The sequence below is a fragment of the Citrobacter sp. LJND-P06 genome (genome assembly GCF_058188415.1).
Genome location: NZ_CP187317.1, coordinates 410,217 through 431,133 on the forward strand (window position 1 = coordinate 410,217; position 20,917 = coordinate 431,133).

Consider the following 20,917-nt stretch of genomic DNA (forward strand, 5'->3'; position numbering starts at 1 on the left):
TGATGGAAACCTACGCCGTTTTTGGTAATCCGATCGCACACAGTAAGTCGCCGTTCATTCATCAGCATTTTGCACAACAACTGCAAATTGAACATCCCTATGGGCGTGTATTAGCGCCGATCAATGATTTTATTGGTACGCTTAATACCTTCTTTGCTGAAGGGGGAAAAGGGGCGAATGTTACCGTTCCTTTTAAAGAGGAAGCGTTCGCACGGGCGGATGAATTGACGGAGCGTGCGGCTCTTGCCGGGGCTGTCAACACGCTTAAAAAGCTTGAGGATGGTCGCATACTGGGTGATAACACTGACGGCATTGGGCTGTTAAGCGATCTTGAACGCTTATCCTTCATTCGACCGGGCTCGCGCGTTTTGCTCATTGGCGCGGGTGGAGCTTCCCGTGGCGTATTGTTGCCACTGCTTTCGATGGATTGTGCAGTGACGATCGTGAACCGAACCGCTTCGCGTGCGGAAGAACTGGCGCAAATTTTTGCCCATACAGGGAGTGTTCAGTCTCTGAAAATGGATGCGCTGGTGGATCATGAGTTCGATCTGATTATTAACGCAACATCCAGCGGGATCAGTGGTGATATTCCTGCTATTCCGGCATCCCTTATTCATCCTTCTGTTTATTGCTACGACATGTTCTATCAGAAAGGGAATACGCCGTTTCTTACCTGGTGTATAGAAAAGGGAGCCCGATCTTACGCAGATGGTCTGGGTATGCTGGTGGGGCAAGCGGCGCATGCTGTTTTGCTTTGGCACGGTACATTACCAGACGTTGAGCCAGTGATTAAATTGCTGCAACAGGAGTTATCGGCATGAATCAGGCTATCCAGTTCCCTGACAGGGAAGAGTGGAACGCAGATATTGACGCTGTCAGCTTTCCTGCGCTGGTAAATGGTATGCAATTCATGTGTGCAATTAAAGGAGAGAGGCTGGCGCATCGTTTTGGCGGCGATACCCCGGAGCAGTGGCTGGCTGCTTTTTGTGAACATCGCTGGGATCTGGAAGAAGAAGCTGAAGCGCTGATCCAGTCCCAGCAAGAAGACGATCACGGTTGGATCTGGTTGTCCTGACTGAGATATTCGTCTTTCCACTTCACGTAATTATTCGCGGAGTATTGCAGACCCGCCTTCTCCGCGTCGCTCAGAGGGCGGATTTGTTTCACCGGGCTTCCCAGATACAGATATCCACTCTCAAGACGTTTGTTTTGCGGCACGAGACTACCCGCCCCGATCATGACGTCATCTTCTATTACTACGCCATCCAACAGAATCGATCCCATACCGACTAAGACGCGGTTACCAATAATGCAGCCGTGTAGCATGACCTTATGGCCGACGGTCACATCCTCACCCACGATCAGGGGATTACCTTGTGGGTTGGAGGTCGATTTATGAGTGACATGCAGTACGCTGCCATCCTGAATATTCGTACGGGCGCCGACCTCGACATAATTCACGTCTCCGCGAATAGCAACGAGCGGCCAAATACTGACATCATCCGCCAGACGGACATCGCCAATGACGACACTGCTGGTATCGATCATCACTCGCTGTCCGATCTGAGGGAAAAGATCCTTATAAGGACGTAGTACGTCAGACATAGTTACCTCAACAAAATAGAACCGTAATGATGACTTTGGTTGGATTATTGGCTCTGTGCAAGCGATTTGAGTATCAAAAACCAGGCGAATTGCGCAGGAATGGAACGAAAGGGGTGAAAAAACAGCAAACAGAAAAAAAGATCGAAAAAACTCTTGTGCAAAAATCACGGATCCCTATAATGCGCCTCCATCGACACGGCGGATGTGAATCACTTCACACAAACAGCCGGTTCGGTTGAAGAGAAAAATTCTGAAAATCAGGGTTGACTCTGAAAGAGGAAAGCGTAATATACGCCACCTCGCGACAGAGCGCTAAAGCGCGTCGCAACTGCTCTTTAACAATTTATCAGACAATCTGTGTGGGCACTCGAAGATACGGATTCTTAACGTCGCAAGACGAAAAATGAATACCAAGTCTCAAGAGTGAACATACGTAATTCATTACGAAGTTTAATTCACGAGCATCAAACTTAAATTGAAGAGTTTGATCATGGCTCAGATTGAACGCTGGCGGCAGGCCTAACACATGCAAGTCGAACGGTAGCACAGAGGAGCTTGCTCCTTGGGTGACGAGTGGCGGACGGGTGAGTAATGTCTGGGAAACTGCCCGATGGAGGGGGATAACTACTGGAAACGGTAGCTAATACCGCATAACGTCGCAAGACCAAAGAGGGGGACCTTCGGGCCTCTTGCCATCGGATGTGCCCAGATGGGATTAGCTAGTAGGTGGGGTAACGGCTCACCTAGGCGACGATCCCTAGCTGGTCTGAGAGGATGACCAGCCACACTGGAACTGAGACACGGTCCAGACTCCTACGGGAGGCAGCAGTGGGGAATATTGCACAATGGGCGCAAGCCTGATGCAGCCATGCCGCGTGTATGAAGAAGGCCTTCGGGTTGTAAAGTACTTTCAGCGAGGAGGAAGGCGATACGGTTAATAACCGTGTTGATTGACGTTACTCGCAGAAGAAGCACCGGCTAACTCCGTGCCAGCAGCCGCGGTAATACGGAGGGTGCAAGCGTTAATCGGAATTACTGGGCGTAAAGCGCACGCAGGCGGTCTGTCAAGTCGGATGTGAAATCCCCGGGCTCAACCTGGGAACTGCATCCGAAACTGGCAGGCTAGAGTCTTGTAGAGGGGGGTAGAATTCCAGGTGTAGCGGTGAAATGCGTAGAGATCTGGAGGAATACCGGTGGCGAAGGCGGCCCCCTGGACAAAGACTGACGCTCAGGTGCGAAAGCGTGGGGAGCAAACAGGATTAGATACCCTGGTAGTCCACGCCGTAAACGATGTCGACTTGGAGGTTGTTCCCTTGAGGAGTGGCTTCCGGAGCTAACGCGTTAAGTCGACCGCCTGGGGAGTACGGCCGCAAGGTTAAAACTCAAATGAATTGACGGGGGCCCGCACAAGCGGTGGAGCATGTGGTTTAATTCGATGCAACGCGAAGAACCTTACCTACTCTTGACATCCACGGAATTTAGCAGAGATGCTTTAGTGCCTTCGGGAACCGTGAGACAGGTGCTGCATGGCTGTCGTCAGCTCGTGTTGTGAAATGTTGGGTTAAGTCCCGCAACGAGCGCAACCCTTATCCTTTGTTGCCAGCGGTTCGGCCGGGAACTCAAAGGAGACTGCCAGTGATAAACTGGAGGAAGGTGGGGATGACGTCAAGTCATCATGGCCCTTACGAGTAGGGCTACACACGTGCTACAATGGCATATACAAAGAGAAGCGACCTCGCGAGAGCAAGCGGACCTCATAAAGTATGTCGTAGTCCGGATCGGAGTCTGCAACTCGACTCCGTGAAGTCGGAATCGCTAGTAATCGTGGATCAGAATGCCACGGTGAATACGTTCCCGGGCCTTGTACACACCGCCCGTCACACCATGGGAGTGGGTTGCAAAAGAAGTAGGTAGCTTAACCTTCGGGAGGGCGCTTACCACTTTGTGATTCATGACTGGGGTGAAGTCGTAACAAGGTAACCGTAGGGGAACCTGCGGTTGGATCACCTCCTTACCTTAAAGAACCTGCCTTTGTAGTGCTCACACAGATTGTCTGATGAAAATTAGCAGTAAGAAATCTCTGCAGGCTTGTAGCTCAGGTGGTTAGAGCGCACCCCTGATAAGGGTGAGGTCGGTGGTTCAAGTCCACTCAGGCCTACCAAATTTATCCTGATACTGCGTTGTGAAACGACTCGCATACTTCAGTATGCTTCGCCCTTCCACGCCTTGTCTCAGTATAAATTACCGGTAATGAGATTTAGCATTTGTGATGGGGCTATAGCTCAGCTGGGAGAGCGCCTGCTTTGCACGCAGGAGGTCTGCGGTTCGATCCCGCATAGCTCCACCATTACTTACTGCAAAAACACAAGAAAACTTCAGAGTGTACCTGAAAAGGTTCACTGCGAAGTTTTGCTCTTTAAAAATCTGGATCAAGCTGAAAATTGAAACGACACACTGTTTCATTTCTCCGTAATAAGAAATGAAAAATGGTGTGTTCGAGTCTCTCAAATTTTCGCAACACGATGTGTTTTACGAAACACCTTCGGGTTGTGAGGTTAAGCGACTAAGCGTACACGGTGGATGCCCTGGCAGTCAGAGGCGATGAAGGACGTGCTAATCTGCGATAAGCGTCGGTAAGGTGATATGAACCGTTATAACCGGCGATTTCCGAATGGGGAAACCCAGTGTGATCCGTCACACTATCATTACGTGAATACATAGCGTAATGAAGCGAACCGGGGGAACTGAAACATCTAAGTACCCCGAGGAAAAGAAATCAACCGAGATTCCCCCAGTAGCGGCGAGCGAACGGGGAGCAGCCCAGAGTCTGAATCAGCATGTGTGGTAGTGGAACGGTCTGGAAAGTCCGGCGATACAGGGTGATAGCCCCGTACACAAAATCGCATGTGTTGTGAACTCGAAGAGTAGGGCGGGACACGTGGTATCCTGTCTGAATATGGGGGGACCATCCTCCAAGGCTAAATACTCCTGACTGACCGATAGTGAACCAGTACCGTGAGGGAAAGGCGAAAAGAACCCCGGCGAGGGGAGTGAAAAAGAACCTGAAACCGTGTACGTACAAGCAGTGGGAGCCTCTTTATGGGGTGACTGCGTACCTTTTGTATAATGGGTCAGCGACTTATATTCTGTAGCAAGGTTAACCGAATAGGGGAGCCGAAGGGAAACCGAGTCTTAACTGGGCGTTAAGTTGCAGGGTATAGACCCGAAACCCGGTGATCTAGCCATGGGCAGGTTGAAGGTTGGGTAACACTAACTGGAGGACCGAACCGACTAATGTTGAAAAATTAGCGGATGACTTGTGGCTGGGGGTGAAAGGCCAATCAAACCGGGAGATAGCTGGTTCTCCCCGAAAGCTATTTAGGTAGCGCCTCGTGAACTCATCTTCGGGGGTAGAGCACTGTTTCGGCTAGGGGGTCATCCCGACTTACCAACCCGATGCAAACTGCGAATACCGAAGAATGTTATCACGGGAGACACACGGCGGGTGCTAACGTCCGTCGTGAAGAGGGAAACAACCCAGACCGCCAGCTAAGGTCCCAAAGTCACAGTTAAGTGGGAAACGATGTGGGAAGGCACAGACAGCCAGGATGTTGGCTTAGAAGCAGCCATCATTTAAAGAAAGCGTAATAGCTCACTGGTCGAGTCGGCCTGCGCGGAAGATGTAACGGGGCTAAACTGTGCACCGAAGCTGCGGCAGCGACACTATGTGTTGTTGGGTAGGGGAGCGTTCTGTAAGCCGTTGAAGGTGGCCTGTGAGGGTTGCTGGAGGTATCAGAAGTGCGAATGCTGACATAAGTAACGATAATGCGGGTGAAAAGCCCGCACGCCGGAAGACCAAGGGTTCCTGTCCAACGTTAATCGGGGCAGGGTGAGTCGACCCCTAAGGCGAGGCCGAAAGGCGTAGTCGATGGGAAACAGGTTAATATTCCTGTACTTGGTGTTACTGCGAAGGGGGGACGGAGAAGGCTATGTTGGCCGGGCGACGGTTGTCCCGGTTTAAGCATGTAGGCGGAGCGTTTAGGTAAATCCGGACGCTTATTAACGCTGAGGTGTGATGACGAGGCACTACGGTGCTGAAGTAACAAATGCCCTGCTTCCAGGAAAAGCCTCTAAGCATCAGGTAACACAAAATCGTACCCCAAACCGACACAGGTGGTCAGGTAGAGAATACCAAGGCGCTTGAGAGAACTCGGGTGAAGGAACTAGGCAAAATGGTGCCGTAACTTCGGGAGAAGGCACGCTGATATGTAGGTGAAGCGACTTGCTCGTGGAGCTGAAATCAGTCGAAGATACCAGCTGGCTGCAACTGTTTATTAAAAACACAGCACTGTGCAAACACGAAAGTGGACGTATACGGTGTGACGCCTGCCCGGTGCCGGAAGGTTAATTGATGGGGTTATCCTTAGGGAGAAGCTCTTGATCGAAGCCCCGGTAAACGGCGGCCGTAACTATAACGGTCCTAAGGTAGCGAAATTCCTTGTCGGGTAAGTTCCGACCTGCACGAATGGCGTAATGATGGCCAGGCTGTCTCCACCCGAGACTCAGTGAAATTGAACTCGCTGTGAAGATGCAGTGTACCCGCGGCAAGACGGAAAGACCCCGTGAACCTTTACTATAGCTTGACACTGAACACTGGTCCTTGATGTGTAGGATAGGTGGGAGGCTTTGAAGTGTGGACGCCAGTCTGCATGGAGCCAACCTTGAAATACCACCCTTTAATGGCTGGTGTTCTAACGTAGACCCGTGATCCGGGTTGCGGACAGTGTCTGGTGGGTAGTTTGACTGGGGCGGTCTCCTCCTAAAGAGTAACGGAGGAGCACGAAGGTTAGCTAATCCTGGTCGGACATCAGGAGGTTAGTGCAAAGGCATAAGCTAGCTTGACTGCGAGAGTGACGGCTCGAGCAGGTGCGAAAGCAGGTCTTAGTGATCCGGTGGTTCTGAATGGAAGGGCCATCGCTCAACGGATAAAAGGTACTCCGGGGATAACAGGCTGATACCGCCCAAGAGTTCATATCGACGGCGGTGTTTGGCACCTCGATGTCGGCTCATCACATCCTGGGGCTGAAGTAGGTCCCAAGGGTATGGCTGTTCGCCATTTAAAGTGGTACGCGAGCTGGGTTTAGAACGTCGTGAGACAGTTCGGTCCCTATCTGCCGTGGGCGCTGGAGAATTGAGGGGGGCTGCTCCTAGTACGAGAGGACCGGAGTGGACGCATCACTGGTGTTCGGGTTGTCATGCCAATGGCATTGCCCGGTAGCTAAATGCGGAAGAGATAAGTGCTGAAAGCATCTAAGCACGAAACTTGCCCCGAGATGAGTTCTCCCTGAGACTATAAGTCTCCTGAAGGAACGTTGAAGACTACGACGTTGATAGGCTGGGTGTGTAAGTGTAGCGATACATTGAGCTAACCAGTACTAATGAACCGTGAGGCTTAACCTTACAACGCCAAAGGTGTTTTGGTGAAAGAAAGACATCAATATCAGCTTGATACAGATTAAATTAACGCGCAGAGATGCGTGTTAATAAACAGAATTTGCCTGGCGGCTGTAGCGCGGTGGTCCCACCTGACCCCATGCCGAACTCAGAAGTGAAACGCCGTAGCGCCGATGGTAGTGTGGGGTCTCCCCATGCGAGAGTAGGGAACTGCCAGGCATCAAATTTAGCGTGCTGATATGGCTCAGTTGGTAGAGCGCACCCTTGGTAAGGGTGAGGTCCCCAGTTCGACTCTGGGTATCAGCACCACTTAATTCGGTTAAAGTTCGGTGCAGTAGAAAAGAATTTGTCTGGCGGCTGTAGCGCGGTGGTCCCACCTGACCCCATGCCGAACTCAGAAGTGAAACGCCGTAGCGCCGATGGTAGTGTGGGGTCTCCCCATGCGAGAGTAGGGAACTGCCAGACATCAAATAAGAAGAACCCCGGTCCGCAAGGTCCGGGGTTTTTTGCGTTTATCAGCCTGATAAGCGCAGTGGCATAAGGCGCGACAGGTGCAGGAATTTAGCCGGATGGTGGCGTAAACGCCTTATCCGGCTTACGGGTCTTGCCAGACAATAAATCATCAAAATTAATGCAGTACCTGCGATAAAAACGCGCGGGTACGCTCCGATTTTGGTTGCGCGAAAAACTCCTCCGGGGGCGCCTGTTCAACAATTTCACCACGATCCATAAAGATCACCCGGTCAGCTACCGTTCTGGCAAACCCCATTTCATGCGTCACACACAGCATCGTCATCCCGGATTGCGCCAGGCCAATCATGGTATCCAGTACCTCTTTTACCATTTCAGGATCCAGAGCCGAGGTGGGTTCGTCAAAAAGCATAATTTTCGGTTTCATGCACAGCGATCGTGCAATCGCCACGCGTTGTTGTTGGCCTCCCGATATTTGTCCCGGGAATTTATGTGCATGTTCTGCAATTCGTACCCGCTCCAGATAATGCATCGCTAGCGCTTCAGCCTCTTTCTTTGGCATTTTATGAACCCAAATCGGCGCGAGCGTGCAATTTTGCAAAACCGTCAGGTGAGGAAACAAATTGAAGTGCTGGAACACCATCCCAACTTCTTGTCTGACACGCTCGATATTGCGGATGTCGTCATTGAGTTCAATCCCATCAACGATGATACGTCCTTGCTGATGTTCCTCCAGATGGTTAATACAGCGGATGGTAGTCGACTTACCAGAGCCGGATGGCCCGCAAAGTACAATTCGCTCGCCTTGTCTCACGTTCAGATTGATATTTTTCAGGACATGGAATTGTCCGTACCATTTGTTGACGTTTTCCAGCGTAATCATCGCGTCGGCAGGTTGGATTAATAATTGGCTCATAGATTCCTCAGTGCGGTGTACGCCCGGTGTTAAAACGTTTTTCCAGATGCTGGCTATAGCGAGACATGCTGAAGCAGAAAACCCAGTAAATCAGGGCAGCAAAAACATATCCTTCGGTCGACATGCCCAGCCAGGCGGGATCGACAGTGGCCTGCTGCACGCTGCTAAACAGATCAAACAGGCCGATGATGATCACCAGACTGGTATCTTTAAACAGGGCAATGATGGTGTTTACAAGGCCTGGGATCACCAGCTTCAACGCTTGCGGAAGAATGACGAGCCCCTGGGTTTTCCAGTAACCCAATGCCAGAGACTCTGCGGCTTCATACTGGCCTTTTGGTAACGCCTGTAGTCCACCACGCACCACTTCAGCGACATAGGCGGACTGGAACAGAATTACGCCTACCAATGCGCGGATAAGTTTGTCGATGCTGGTACCTTCCGCCATGAAGAGCGGTAGCATGACGGAAGACATAAACAGGACGGTAATCAAGGGGACGCCGCGCCAGAATTCAATAAAAATGACGGACAGTACGCGAACAACTGGCATATGAGAACGGCGGCTTAGAGCCAGCAAAATCCCTAATGGCAGTGCCCCCGCAATGCCCACCGAGGCAATAATCAGGGTCAGCGTTAACCCGCCCCACTGCCGCGTTTCTACCCGATCGAGCCCCAAAACACCGCCATACAGAAGCCACCAAACAACGATAGGGTAGATAACGGCCCAGGCCGCAATATAGCGCCCGCGATGCGGTATCGACCTCCAGAACATGGGGGCAATGGAGAGCAGGCCTGTGAGTAATGCAATATTGATACGCCAGCGCTGTTCATGTGGATAGAGTCCATACATAAACTGGCCGAAGCGCTCATGGATAAACACCCAACAAGCGCCTGCTTTTGTGCAATCACTCCGGGTAGAACCTATCCAGTTAGCCTGCAAGAATGCCCAGTTCAGTAGAGGGGGAATGAGTTCCCACATAAGCCATAGGCAGAAAATCGTCAGCAGACTATTGGACCAGGTGGAAAATAAATTCTTACGGGCCCACAACACTGCACGGTCTGCGCCGTGACTGGCTGGGCGCGGGGGATGAGACAGCAGAGCTTTTGTCATCATGATTCCTTAGCGCTCTATCAGTGCGATGCGGCGGTTATAAATGTTCATCAGCAGTGAAATAGACAGACTGATAATGAGGTACACCGACATGGTAATGGCGATAGTCTCAATGGCTTGCCCCGTCTGGTTGAGCACCGTCCCGGCAAACAGCGACACCATATCCGGGTAGCCAATAGCGGCGGCAAGCGAAGAGTTTTTGACAATGTTCAGATACTGGCTGGTGAGTGGCGGGATGATCACGCGTAGCGCCTGAGGAATAATGACCTGGCGTAGCGTCACCGTATTTGGCAGACCCAGTGAACGTGCAGCCTCATGTTGACCATAAGGAACCGCCTGAATACCGGCCCGAATGATTTCTGCAATAAATGCGGAGGTATACACAGATAACGCCAGAGTCAGCGCCGCCAGCTCGGGGATGAGAGCCATTCCCCCCCGGAAGTTAAACCCGCGTAATTCCGGTACGTTCCAGTGAAGCGCAGCGCCAAAAATCCAGTGCGCCATCATGGGGAACAGGACTAACAATGCCATTGCCGTCGGCCAGGTTCTGCGTAGCCGACCTGTTTTCATCTGGTGCATTTTGTTGAAGCGAAACAGTCCAACGGATACTGCTGCGGCAAACAGGATCGCAAGGCAAAACGCGAACAGACCTTCCCCAATCAATGGGGCTGGGATATAGAGCCCCCGGTTGCTCAGAAAGACCAGATCCAGTGCGCCGACGGCCTGACGCGGTCCCGGAAGATTGCGCAGTACGGCAAAATACCAAAAGAAGATCTGCAGCAGCGGCGGGATATTGCGGAAGGTTTCGATGTAGAGAGTGGAGAGTTTGCGTAATAGCCAGTTGTCCGACAGGCGAGCAAGCCCCAGAAAGAAACCGAGAAATGACGCGAATACAATGCATAATGCAGAAACCAAGAGCGTATTGAGCAATCCGACGATAAAAACGCGGCCATAGGTATCACCCTGTTCGTAATCGATCAGGTGCTGGACGATTCCGAATCCGGCACTGCGATCGAGAAAAGCAAACCCAGAGGTAATGCCCCGGTTGCTCAAGTTATTAATGGTGTTATGTATTAAATAGATAGCAACGCTGACAACCACGATGACGGCGAGTATTTGAAATAACCAGGCGCGTACCGCAGGGTTAGAAAAGGATAACGTTCCTTTTACGGGGGAGCGGCGATGGAACATAAGAGAACCTCGGAAACCATGACTCTTGGCTGAGCGCCGCCTGGTCGCGGCGCCCGTTACATCACATCGGATTAGCGCACGGGAGGGGCATACTGAATACCGCCGTTGTTCCAGAGATTATTCTGACCGCGTTTGATCTTCAGTGGGCTTTCCGATCCCACGTTACGTTCAAAGATCTCCGCATAGTTCCCCACTTGCTTAATGATGTTATAAGCCCACTTGTTATCGAGCTTAAGATCCTTGCCGTAATCCCCTTCTTTACCCAGCAGGTGCGCCATATCAGGTGTTGCCGGGTTAGCGGCTTTTTCATCGACGTTCTTCGAGTTCACGCCCATTTCCTCTGCGTTCAACATGGCGTAGAGCGTCCAGCGGACGACAGAGAACCACTCATCGTCGCCACGGCGCACGACAGGCCCCAGCGGTTCTTTTGAAATGACTTCCGGCAACACTACCCATTCAGCCGGGTTGCTGAGTTTGATCCTCAGGGCATACAGTTGAGACTGATCGGAGGCTAATGTGTCGCAACGGCCTGATTCCAGCGCTTTGGCTGATTCGTCAGAACGGTCGAAAGTCACCGGTGTGTATTTCATGTTATTGGCCTTGAAGTAATCGGCCACGTTAAGTTCTGTATCGGTTCCCGCCTGAATACAAACGGTGGCACCGTCCAACTCTTTGGCGCTCTTCAGGCCTGCTTTATTATGCGTAAGGAAACCGATGCCATCGTAGTAAGTCACACCGGTGAAAGACATGCCCATGCCGGCATCGCGGGAAGAGGTCCAGGTGGTATTGCGGGATAACATATCAACTTCGCCAGACTGCAATGCAGTAAAACGTTCTTTTGCCGTGAGCGGGGTGTATTTTACTTTTGTATCATCGCCAAAGACTGCAGAGGCGACACCACGACAAACATCAACATCAATGCCCGAAAATTTACCGCTCGCGTCAGCGTAAGAAAAACCAGGCAGGCCGTCACTGATACCACATTGTACGAAACCTTTTTTCTTCACTGCATCCAGAGTGGCTCCGGCATGTGCCTGATTTGCAACCGCAAGCAGCACGCCGGCCGCAGCAAAGCTGGCTATCATCATCTTTTTCATAATGCATCCTGTGTGGCGAAATTATTGTTATTGAGAGACGTTCTGGAAACGCCTTTTACCTGTCTGTGGCTCTGGCCATACTCTTTTAAGCAAAGGTAGTGCCAGGTTTTGCGTTCGGATCTCTAACGCAATATGTCTGAGTGTAGACAGGAAAAAATAAATTCAGCGCCCTGAAATGGTGCGAAATTGAAACGTAAGCCACATTTTGGAGCAAAATATTTAAATTTCAGGTGATGTGTTGAATAATGATTTCGGGCGTGAAAATTGACAGGGTAAGGATGTAGAAAAAAATGATGATAGTTGCGAAGGATTTGGTTGTTAAATTTATCGCTGTACTCTGTAAGTAAAACGAATAATTAAAAATCAGGGATTAAAACGAAGCCAACATTTTGTCTTATATGAAGATTATTTCTTTGACGTTAAAAGCGCGGCAATGCCGCGCTTTTAACATTTATTTGGACAGGGCGATGATCCCCATTGTCATGCCAGCTACGGCGGCAGTCCCGACGGCGATAGCCCCTGCAGTTTCCCAGTTATCCTGAGTGGTTCCCTTCATACAGGTATTGGTATGAACCAGACGGCCCTGATCATCATACACGGGTACGCAAGGGGAATCATGTGCACAGCCCGCCAGCAATGCGGTGAGCAATGCAACTGAAATTAATCTTTTCATGGTGTTACCTCAAAAATAAACGTTTCGCGAAATACAGCAAAGACAAATGCCAGGCCATCTGCGAACTCGTGGTTATTTTACCACCACTTAAAAAGCGGCTGGCATAGGGAATAATCTCAATTCGTGTGGATTGTAAACATAATGGAGAAACAAAGCGGTTGAGAGAACGTTATCGGGATGAAATAGAGAAAAATAAATAACTATCTATTTAATAAATAAGGCGGTGGATATTTTGTAAAAAGACGCCCGGAGGCGTCTTTATTTTACAAATTAATCGGGATGTCGATTGAAGCGGCGTTTAACCACAACGAAGAACACGGGCACGAAGAAGATAGCCAGCAATGTCGCCGTAAGCATTCCCCCCATCACGCCTGTGCCTACCGCATTTTGCGCACCGCTGCCTGCACCATGGCTGATAACCAGTGGCATAACCCCCAGAATAAAGGCGAGGGATGTCATCAGGATAGGACGCAGGCGCATACGTGACGCTTCGAGGGTAGCTTCGATCAATCCGCGTCCCTCTTTTTCCATCAGATCCTTGGCAAACTCGACAATCAAAATGGCGTTTTTGGCTGAAAGCCCGATCGTCGTTAGCAGACCAACCTGGAAGTACACATCATTGTTCATGCCGCGAAGCGATGCTGCCAGAAGCGCGCCGACCACACCGAGCGGTACCACCAGCATGACCGAGAACGGAATGGACCAGCTTTCATACAGTGCGGCGAGGCAGAGGAAGACCACGATTAACGAGATCGCATACAGCGCGGGGGCCTGGTTGCCAGAAAGACGTTCCTGGTATGACATCCCCGTCCAGTCGTGACCAATCCCGCCAGGAAGTTTGGCTGCCAGACTTTCCATCAGCACCATGGCCTCGCCCGTACTTCTGCCAGGTGCTGCTTCACCCAGCACTTCCATTGACGGCATACCATTGTAGCGTTCCAGGCGCGGCGAGCCATATACCCAGTGAGCCGAACTGAAGGTTGAGAACGGCACCATTTCGCCATTTGCGCTGCGCACATAGAAATTGTTGATGTCGCTGGGCAGCATGCGGAACGGCGCATCCGCCTGTACATAGACTTTTTTCACCCGGCCGTGATCGATAAAGTCATTCACGTAGGTGCCACCGAGAGCGGTAGAGATCGTCTGGTTGATATCAGACAGACTCACTCCCAGCGCTTGCGCTTTTTCCTGATCGATTTCCAGCTTGAATTGCGGGGTATCTTCCAGGCCGTTAGGACGCACACGTACCAGTAAATCCGGATGTTCTCTCACCATGCCCAGCAACCGATTTCGCGCATTGGTGAGTTCCGTATGGCCGAGGTTAGCCTGGTCGATTAACTCGAAGTCGAAACCCGTTGCCGTACCTAATTCGATAATGGCCGGGAGGTTAAACGGAAAGATAAGCCCGTCTTTGATCTGGCCGAAGGCTTGAGTTGCACGCGCCACGATCGCGCCTACACCATTTTCCTTTCCAGAGCGTTCTTCCCATGGCTTAAGACTAATAAAGACAATACCGGAGTTTTGCCCCTGACCGCTGAAGCTGAACCCATTAACGGTGAAGACGGAGTTAACGTTGGCTTTTTCCTGGTTCAGATAATAATTCTGAATTTGATCGAGGACTTTTTGTGTTCGATCCTGCGTCGCGCCTGCCGGAAGCTGCACCATCGTCATGAAAACGCCCTGATCTTCATCCGGGAGGAAGGAGGTTGGCAGGCGCAGGAACAGGATGGCCATCCCACCGACAATAAGGACATATACCAACAAATAACGTCCTGTCTTGCGCAGAATACCGCTCACGCTGCTGCTGTAGTGATCCGCGCTCTTTTCAAATAGCGCGTTAAACCAGCCGAAGACACCGCCTTTCTTTTCATGATGTTCTTCAGAGGCCGGTTTGAGCAGCGTGGCACAAAGGGCAGGGGTCAGAATGAGCGCGACAAGCACGGAAAGCGCCATCGCTGACACGATGGTCAACGAGAACTGGCGGTATATTGCGCCGGTCGATCCACCGAAGAAAGCCATCGGGACAAACACTGCGGAGAGCACCATCGCAATGCCGACCAGCGCCCCCTGTATCTGTTCCATGGATTTCTGCGTTGCCTCTTTCGGCGGCAGCTTATCTTCCGCCATCACGCGTTCGACGTTTTCTACCACCACGATGGCGTCATCAACCAGCAAGCCAATGGCAAGAACCATCCCAAACATCGTCAGGGTATTGATCGAAAATCCGAAGGCTGCCAGTACGGCGAACGTACCCAGCAGTACAACTGGCACAGCGATGGTGGGAATTAACGTTGCTCGTAGGTTTTGTAAAAACAGATACATAACCAGGAAGACAAGGATAATGGCTTCAAACAGTGTCTTCACGACTTCGTGAATCGAGATTTTTACAAAGGGGGTCGTGTCATACGGATAAACGACCTTTAAACCTTGTGGGAAAAAAGGCTGCAATTCTGCGAGTTTTGCTTTGATCGCCGCCGCTGTATTCAGCGCATTGGCGCCAGTTGCCAGCTTAATCCCCAAGCCTGTTGCCGCCTGACCATTAATTTTGGTCACCATGTTGTAGTTTTCGCCGCCAAGTTCAATGCGAGCTACATCTTTGAGGTGAACCATTGAACCGTCCTGGTTCACTTTCAGCGTGATGCGACCAAACTCCTCGGGTGTTTTCAGCCTTGTCTGAGCAATGATCGATGCGTTTAACTGTTGATCGGCGATGGAGGGGGTTCCTCCCAACTGGCCAGCCGCAATCTGGTTGTTCTGCGTTTTTAGCTGATTGATAACGTCCAGCGGCGTGAGTTGATACTTATTCAGCGCGTTGCTGTCGAGCCAGATTCGCATGGCATACTGCGCACCAAACAGTTGCACGTCGCCCACGCCTGATGTGCGGCTGATGGCATCCTTGACGTTAGACGCGACATAGTCGGAAATGTCATCCTGCGTCAGGCTCTTATTGTCGGAAACGAATCCCGCCACAAGCAGAAAGCTGCTGCTGGATTTTTTGACGCTAATGCCCTGCTGTTGTACTTCCTGAGGCAGGAGAGGCATAGCCAGTTGCAGCTTATTCTGCACCTGAACTTGCGCAATATCAGGGTCGGTACCTGACTCGAATGTCAGCGTGATCGTCACGCTTCCGGAAGAGTCGCTGGTGGATGACATATACATCAGGTTATCGATGCCATTCATATTTTGCTCGATAACCTGGGTCACTGTGTCCTGCACCGTTTGCGCATCCGCGCCTGGGTAAGTCGCGCTAACAGCAACAGCAGGCGGCGCAATAGTGGGGTACTGCGCAATAGGTAGCTGTATTATTGCCAGAACACCGGCCATCATCAGAATGATGGCCAGTACCCAGGCAAAGATAGGGCGATTAATAAAAAAATTAGCCATGTCCTGTTACCTTATTGCGCCGCATCGGCTGTCGGGGCGTCGGTGGTTGCCTGGACATGGATACCCTGGCGAACTTTCTGTAATCCGCTAACAATGACTTTGTCGCCGGGTTGCAAGCCTTCACTGATGAGCCATTTATCGCCAATCGCCTGCGTGGCGATAACCGTGCGCATTTCTGCCTGGTTTTGTTTGTTGACCATCATCACTGTGGCATCGCCGCGAGGTGTGCGTGTGACGCCTTGTTGCGGAACGAGAATGGCATTGGGCTGAACCCCTTCGTCAATGCGCGCGCGCACAAACATGCCGGGAAGCAGGGTGTGTTGAGGGTTAGGAAAAACGGCTCTGAGCGTTATTGATCCGGTGCTTTCGTCAACCGTCACATCTGAGAATTGCAGGGTGCCTTTCAGCGGATATGCCTGGCCATTCTCCATGACAAGTTCAACATCGCTGCGGGTATTGTCTTTATGCAGGCTTCCTTGTTCAACCGACTGTCTGAGGCGCATAAAATCGTTGCTGGATTGCGTCACATCCACATAAATAGGATCAAGCTGCTGCACGGTCGCCAGCGCGGTTGACTGACCATTGGTCACCAGAGCGCCTTCCGTTACGCTGGATTTACCAATACGCCCGCTAATTGGCGATATCACTTTCGTGTAAGCAAGGTTGATGTGCGCACTCTCAACCGCTGCTTTTGCCGCAACCACCGCGGCATCGGCCTGACGAGCATCAGCAACGGCCTGGTCGTACTCTTGCTGGCTGATGTATTTTGTTCCTACTAACGGAACATAACGTTTCACGGTTAAATGTGCGATAGTGGCCGCAGCTTCACTTTTTGCCAGTTCGCCTTTAGCGCTGTTGTAATCGGCCTGATACGTCGCGGGATCGATCTGGTAAAGCGACTGACTGGCGTCAACATCGCTGCCCTCAGTAAAATTCCTTTTGAGAACAATTCCACTTACCTGAGGGCGTACTTCTGCAATTCGAAATGAGGCTGTGCGTCCAGGCAGCTCAGTGGTGATAGCGAGAGGTGCGGATTCGACCACATGAACGGTAACTTGTGGTTCAGCGGGATTCACCTGTGTTTCCCCTTGATCGTTACAACCGGCAAGTAACGCAGCAGAGATTATGATGAATGAGGGCAGGAGTGAAAACCTGGCATATTTCGTCATTACTGTTCCTTAAAAAACCAAAAGCTCGTTATTTACCGGGTAACGGTAAGGCGTTAACGTGTACAAATAAAATAACAGTTGGCTATCCTACAAATTATTAGCTTGCGATGTAAGCAATACTTATTCGTTGCGCCGCCAACGGCACGGAAACACAAAAAAAAGATTAACATTTTGCATTCTTTAAATGATTGGAGAGGTAAAGCTTTGATGTTTATTAACACATCTTGAAATTTATATTTATGTTATGAATATTTAACGTTTTTATATGTCTTACATTTATTGTTTTTTTGAATATTTCGTGCTTAATTAAAAGTAAGTGATACATTCCTTCACTATTAAAGATATTATGAGATTGTCTTAATCATCTCTTTATCGTCTCTTACTCTGTCCCAGACACGCTGAATCATGGTTAAAAAAACGAAAGCTGATGCCCTCAAGACCCGGCAACACGTGATTGAAACTGCAATTACGCAGTTTGCCTTGCGTGGTGTAGGCAATACGACTTTAAACGATATCGCGGATGCGGCGAACGTCACCCGTGGGGCTATCTATTGGCATTTTGAAAATAAAAATCAGCTTTTTAATGAGTTGTGGTTGCAACAGCCCGCACTGCGCGATCTTATTCAGGACAGATTGACATCTTACCCTGGGGTGAATCCGTTACAGGATCTGCGTGAGAAATTAGTGGCTGGTTTACAATATATTGCAGAAAACCCAAGACAGCAGGCGTTAATGCAAATTTTATATCATAAATGTGAATTCCTTAACGGCATGACATCAGAACAGGAAATTCGAGATAAAATTGGCTTCAGCCATCAGACAATGCGTGAGCTACTTCAACAATGCATGGCGAAAAGTTTGATTTCAATCAGCCTTGATTTAGATGTCATCTTAATTATTCTGCACGGTAGTTTTAGCGGAATAGTAAAAAACTGGTTAATGAATCCGGCAAGTTATGATCTCTACAACCAGGCGCCCGTATTAGTCGATAATGTTCTGAGAATGCTCAGCCCGGAGGGTTGCGTAATGCAACTGATGCAGAGCGATAACTGCATTGAGGAAGCATAATTACTTTTTGACAACGGTTTTTCATCGAATATGAGTGAGTCGAATACCCTGGTCTTACTGGAGGTCGGCACAATTGACCAGTTTGAGGGGATTGACGGAGTTCATATTACGGCACTTGTCGTATTCTGTGGTCATCAGTTCGATCCATTGTATGAGTAGTGCATCAAACAGAAAAACAGAAACAGCAAAAACAACCAGCCACCAATATTTGCGAATCATTGCTAAACCCCATGTATTCATGCCCGAACGTGCAGGGAATATACAGGAATTTTGATGACGGAAAAGCAGACTTACAATGCTTTTAATTCGTTGAATTCACGTCTGTCGTTTCTGTATTGCGACTCTTTTTGGACAAGTTTTTCGTCTTCCGCTTTTTCACTTTTTCAAGGTCTTTTTCCGAATAATGCGAACTGATGCGCAGTCTTCGCAGACCCATTTTGACGTATTCATTATTGACTTCGATACCGATAAATTTTCGCCCTGCGTCCACCGCCACGGCTCCGGTGGTGAAGCTCCCTGCAAATGGATCCAATACAGTATCACCCGGATTCGAGGAGGCCAGCACGATCCGCTTCAACAGTGCCGTGGGTTTTTGCGTTGGATGGTTTTCGTATTCATCCATCAAGAAACGCACCCGCGGGAAGTCCCAGACATTTCCGGGCACCTTTTGCTGATTGTAGGGTTGCGGTGGGTTTTTCCTGTAATCGATCAGCGCTCTTTTGGCGCCGGTTTTGGCTTCAACCAAAATGTCTTCCCGGTTGAAGGTATAACTTTTGGGGTCTTTGACCATCATCAGGATCGGTTCATACATCGAACCAAAGAAATTTTTAGCCTGTACGCCTGAGCTGTCATATGACCACACGATACGGCTTTTAATATCAAACAGCTTTCTGCATTTAAGATCGATGTGCGGCATGTTTTCGGTGCTGTTCATGATATACATCGTGCCCTGTTTCTTCAGTACCCGGTGGCACTCTTCAATACATTCGAACAGCCAGGCAAGAAAAACCTCTTCGTTCCATGATTCGACCATGCCATCGAAGTCTTTTCCGATGTTGTAAGGGGGATCGGCAAAGATAAGGTCGACGCTGTCGGAGGGCAGTTTTTTCAGTTCAGTCAGCGCATCACCATGGATTATTTTTTTAGATTCATCGCCATAGTAGTTAGGGGCAAATCCAGCATTCATGGTTAAACTCCTGTGTGATGCGAATAAAAAAGGCGCTTCCCCATGCCGAGTAGCGCCTTTTTAAACAAGCAATTAGCTAATCGAAATTAGTTCATGCCGTACTTTTTCAATTTTTTACGCAGCGTACCACGGTTGATGCCCATCATCAGGGCAGCGCGGGTCTGGTTACCACGGGTGTATTGCATCACCATGTCCAACAGGGGCTGTTCTACTTCAGCCAGTACCAGCTCATAGAGGTCATTCACATCCTGACCATTCAGTTGAGCAAAATAGTTCTTCAGTGCCTGTTTAACCGAGTCACGCAGGGGTTTTTGGGTTACCTGATCCTGAGAGTTAACGGTAGAAACGGTCAGTACGTCAGAATTTACGCGTTGTTCGAACATAGTTCTGTCAGCTCTTTATTTCTGTTTACGCAAAATTTTCGAAGTATGCCTCCAACGCCACCAGCTGTTCGCTGGCATCCTCAATGGCGTTGAATGTGCGCCGAAACTGGTCATTTGGAGCGTGCTCCTGGAGATACCAGGAGACGTGTTTACGTGCAATTCGGTACCCTTTCGCCTGACCATAAAAGTCATGCAGTTCCCGAACGTGCGCGCAAAGCAAGCGCTTAACCTCTGCCAGAGGCAGGGGGGGTAGCAACTCCCCAGTGTCCAGATAATGCTGGATTTCCCGAAAGATCCAGGGTCTTCCCTGAGCTGCACGGCCTATCATAAGGGCGTCCGCCCCCGTATAGTCGAGTACAGCTCTGGCTTTAAGCGGGTCAGTTATGTCGCCATTCGCGATAATCGGAATGGAAACTTTCTGCTTAACTGTCCGAATGCTGTCGTACTCAGCATCTCCATTGAACAAACAGGCGCGGGTGCGTCCATGAATGGTCAGAGCCTGAATGCCACAGTCTTCAGCCAGTTGGGCAATCTCTACGCAGTTACGGTGTTCCGGAGCCCAACCGGTGCGAATCTTGAGAGTGACAGGAACGTCCACAGCACTGACGACTTCGTTGAGTATCGACTTCACGAGATCCGGGTACTGTAGTAGGGCTGAACCTGCAAGCTTGCGATTCACTTTTTTAGCCGGACACCCCATATTGATATCAATAATTTGGGCGCCGCTTTCCACGTTAATACGTGCGGCAGCAGCCATCTCAACAGGATCGCTACCGGCAATTTGCACCGTGCGAATTCCTGGCTCATCAACGTGCACCATCCGTAAACGAGATTTGTCGCTTTCCCAGACTTGTGGGTTAGAAGACATCATCTCAGATACTGTCAAACCTGCTCCCATCTCATAACACAGCGTCCGAAAAGGTCTGTCAGTAATGCCAGCCATGGGCGCTGCGATCAGGCGATTTCTAAGCTGGTATTGTCCGATGCGCATGAGTTAAGAAATGACCATACTGTGACTGCAAGGCGGCGTATATTACGCATTTTTTGCCCGAGATGAAAGGCCAAACTTTGAACAATCCTCTGTTGTAGATCAAGGAATCACCGCTCAGTCTTCCCGGTAAAAAATATTCATCATTTAAATCATTGCGTTATATTTTTTTGATTGTTTTATGGGCGCTTACAATTTCCCGGAACTTCTCACTATTTCTG

15 protein-coding genes, 3 tRNA genes and 4 rRNA genes are annotated in these 20,917 nt (G+C 50.0%); 10 read left to right on the forward strand and 12 right to left on the reverse strand.

Annotated features, from left to right (window positions below):
• Nucleotides 1-2 precede the first annotated feature (2 nt).
• Together aroE and ACO7SM_RS01980 are read left to right on the forward strand one after the other, a co-directional pair.
• A complete protein-coding gene (aroE, locus tag ACO7SM_RS01975) occupies nucleotides 3-821 on the forward strand; it encodes a shikimate dehydrogenase (RefSeq protein ID WP_490470851.1) in 819 nt (272 codons plus the stop codon).
• Nucleotides 818-1,075: a DUF1488 family protein gene (locus tag ACO7SM_RS01980; RefSeq protein WP_490469486.1), complete on the forward strand. Its 258-nt coding sequence runs from the start codon at nucleotides 818-820 to the stop codon at nucleotides 1,073-1,075. The genes aroE and ACO7SM_RS01980 overlap by 4 nt, the downstream gene beginning before the upstream one ends.
• On the opposite strand, the gene ACO7SM_RS01985 is transcribed toward ACO7SM_RS01980, so the two are convergent.
• Complete coding sequence (locus ACO7SM_RS01985) at nucleotides 1,051-1,605, reverse strand: gamma carbonic anhydrase family protein (protein WP_490469487.1); 555 nt, start codon at nucleotides 1,603-1,605, stop codon at nucleotides 1,051-1,053. The genes ACO7SM_RS01980 and ACO7SM_RS01985 overlap by 25 nt on opposite strands.
• Before the next feature lie 472 nt (nucleotides 1,606-2,077).
• On the opposite strand from ACO7SM_RS01985, the gene ACO7SM_RS01990 reads away from it, so the two are divergent.
• The 7 genes from ACO7SM_RS01990 to rrf (ACO7SM_RS02020) all read left to right on the forward strand — a co-directional run bounded on the left by ACO7SM_RS01990 (nucleotide 2,078) and on the right by rrf (ACO7SM_RS02020) (nucleotide 7,524).
• Nucleotides 2,078-3,619, forward strand: a 16S ribosomal RNA gene (locus tag ACO7SM_RS01990).
• 70 nt (nucleotides 3,620-3,689) lie between these two features.
• A tRNA-Ile gene (locus ACO7SM_RS01995) sits at nucleotides 3,690-3,766 on the forward strand.
• Between the two features lie 110 nt (nucleotides 3,767-3,876).
• Nucleotides 3,877-3,952 (forward strand) — tRNA-Ala (locus tag ACO7SM_RS02000).
• A gap of 206 nt (nucleotides 3,953-4,158) precedes the next feature.
• Nucleotides 4,159-7,065, forward strand: a 23S ribosomal RNA gene (locus ACO7SM_RS02005).
• 97 nt (nucleotides 7,066-7,162) lie between these two features.
• Nucleotides 7,163-7,278, forward strand: a 5S ribosomal RNA gene (rrf, locus tag ACO7SM_RS02010).
• Nucleotides 7,279-7,292: 14 nt separating this feature from the next.
• A tRNA-Thr gene (locus tag ACO7SM_RS02015) sits at nucleotides 7,293-7,368 on the forward strand.
• A gap of 40 nt (nucleotides 7,369-7,408) precedes the next feature.
• Nucleotides 7,409-7,524 (forward strand): 5S ribosomal RNA (gene rrf / locus ACO7SM_RS02020).
• The 16S, 23S and 5S rRNA genes sit together here with 3 tRNA genes alongside, the layout of an rRNA operon.
• 163 nt (nucleotides 7,525-7,687) lie before the next feature.
• On the opposite strand, the gene ACO7SM_RS02025 is transcribed toward rrf (ACO7SM_RS02020), so the two are convergent.
• The 7 genes from ACO7SM_RS02025 to ACO7SM_RS02055 form a co-directional block, all read right to left on the reverse strand.
• The gene (locus ACO7SM_RS02025; protein ID WP_490469488.1) at nucleotides 7,688-8,446 is read right to left on the reverse strand and encodes an amino acid ABC transporter ATP-binding protein; all 759 of its coding nucleotides are present in this window, start codon (nucleotides 8,444-8,446) and stop codon (nucleotides 7,688-7,690) included.
• Between the two features lie 7 nt (nucleotides 8,447-8,453).
• Nucleotides 8,454-9,557 (reverse strand): amino acid ABC transporter permease, encoded by a 1,104-nt coding sequence (locus ACO7SM_RS02030; RefSeq protein WP_490470852.1) that lies wholly within the window; start codon nucleotides 9,555-9,557, stop codon nucleotides 8,454-8,456.
• A 9-nt stretch (nucleotides 9,558-9,566) separates the two neighbouring features.
• On the reverse strand, nucleotides 9,567-10,748 hold the full coding sequence (locus tag ACO7SM_RS02035) for an amino acid ABC transporter permease (RefSeq protein WP_490469489.1): 1,182 nt from the start codon (nucleotides 10,746-10,748) through the stop codon (nucleotides 9,567-9,569).
• A 71-nt stretch (nucleotides 10,749-10,819) separates the two neighbouring features.
• On the reverse strand, nucleotides 10,820-11,845 hold the full coding sequence (locus ACO7SM_RS02040; protein ID WP_490469490.1) for an amino acid ABC transporter substrate-binding protein: 1,026 nt from the start codon (nucleotides 11,843-11,845) through the stop codon (nucleotides 10,820-10,822).
• A 451-nt stretch (nucleotides 11,846-12,296) separates the two neighbouring features.
• The gene (locus tag ACO7SM_RS02045) at nucleotides 12,297-12,518 is read right to left on the reverse strand and encodes a lipoprotein (protein WP_203359788.1); all 222 of its coding nucleotides are present in this window, start codon (nucleotides 12,516-12,518) and stop codon (nucleotides 12,297-12,299) included.
• 270 nt (nucleotides 12,519-12,788) lie between these two features.
• Nucleotides 12,789-15,902, reverse strand: a complete 3,114-nt coding sequence (locus ACO7SM_RS02050; protein WP_490469491.1) for an efflux RND transporter permease subunit — start codon at nucleotides 15,900-15,902, stop codon at nucleotides 12,789-12,791.
• A gap of 11 nt (nucleotides 15,903-15,913) precedes the next feature.
• Nucleotides 15,914-17,071 carry an efflux RND transporter periplasmic adaptor subunit gene (locus ACO7SM_RS02055; protein WP_490469492.1) on the reverse strand — a complete coding sequence of 386 codons (1,158 nt, stop codon included), beginning with the start codon at nucleotides 17,069-17,071 and terminating at the stop codon, nucleotides 15,914-15,916.
• A 405-nt stretch (nucleotides 17,072-17,476) separates the two neighbouring features.
• Between ACO7SM_RS02055 and envR the strand changes: the two genes are divergently transcribed.
• Nucleotides 17,477-18,139: an acrEF/envCD operon transcriptional regulator gene (gene envR, locus ACO7SM_RS02060; RefSeq protein WP_490469493.1), complete on the forward strand. Its 663-nt coding sequence runs from the start codon at nucleotides 17,477-17,479 to the stop codon at nucleotides 18,137-18,139.
• A 54-nt stretch (nucleotides 18,140-18,193) separates the two neighbouring features.
• Here the strand turns inward: envR and ACO7SM_RS02065 are convergent, their stop codons facing one another.
• From ACO7SM_RS02065 to dusB, 4 genes are all read right to left on the reverse strand, one after another.
• Nucleotides 18,194-18,358, reverse strand: coding sequence for a DUF2556 family protein (locus tag ACO7SM_RS02065; protein ID WP_490469494.1), 165 nt, complete (start codon nucleotides 18,356-18,358; stop codon nucleotides 18,194-18,196).
• Between the two features lie 82 nt (nucleotides 18,359-18,440).
• On the reverse strand, nucleotides 18,441-19,325 hold the full coding sequence (gene yhdJ / locus ACO7SM_RS02070; RefSeq protein ID WP_490469495.1) for an adenine-specific DNA-methyltransferase: 885 nt from the start codon (nucleotides 19,323-19,325) through the stop codon (nucleotides 18,441-18,443).
• A gap of 86 nt (nucleotides 19,326-19,411) precedes the next feature.
• Entirely contained in the window at nucleotides 19,412-19,708 is a 297-nt protein-coding gene (gene fis / locus ACO7SM_RS02075) for a DNA-binding transcriptional regulator Fis (RefSeq protein ID WP_000462905.1), read from the reverse strand.
• Between the two features lie 25 nt (nucleotides 19,709-19,733).
• A complete protein-coding gene (gene dusB / locus ACO7SM_RS02080; RefSeq protein WP_490469496.1) occupies nucleotides 19,734-20,699 on the reverse strand; it encodes a tRNA dihydrouridine synthase DusB in 966 nt (321 codons plus the stop codon).
• Nucleotides 20,700-20,917: the final 218 nt, after the last annotated feature.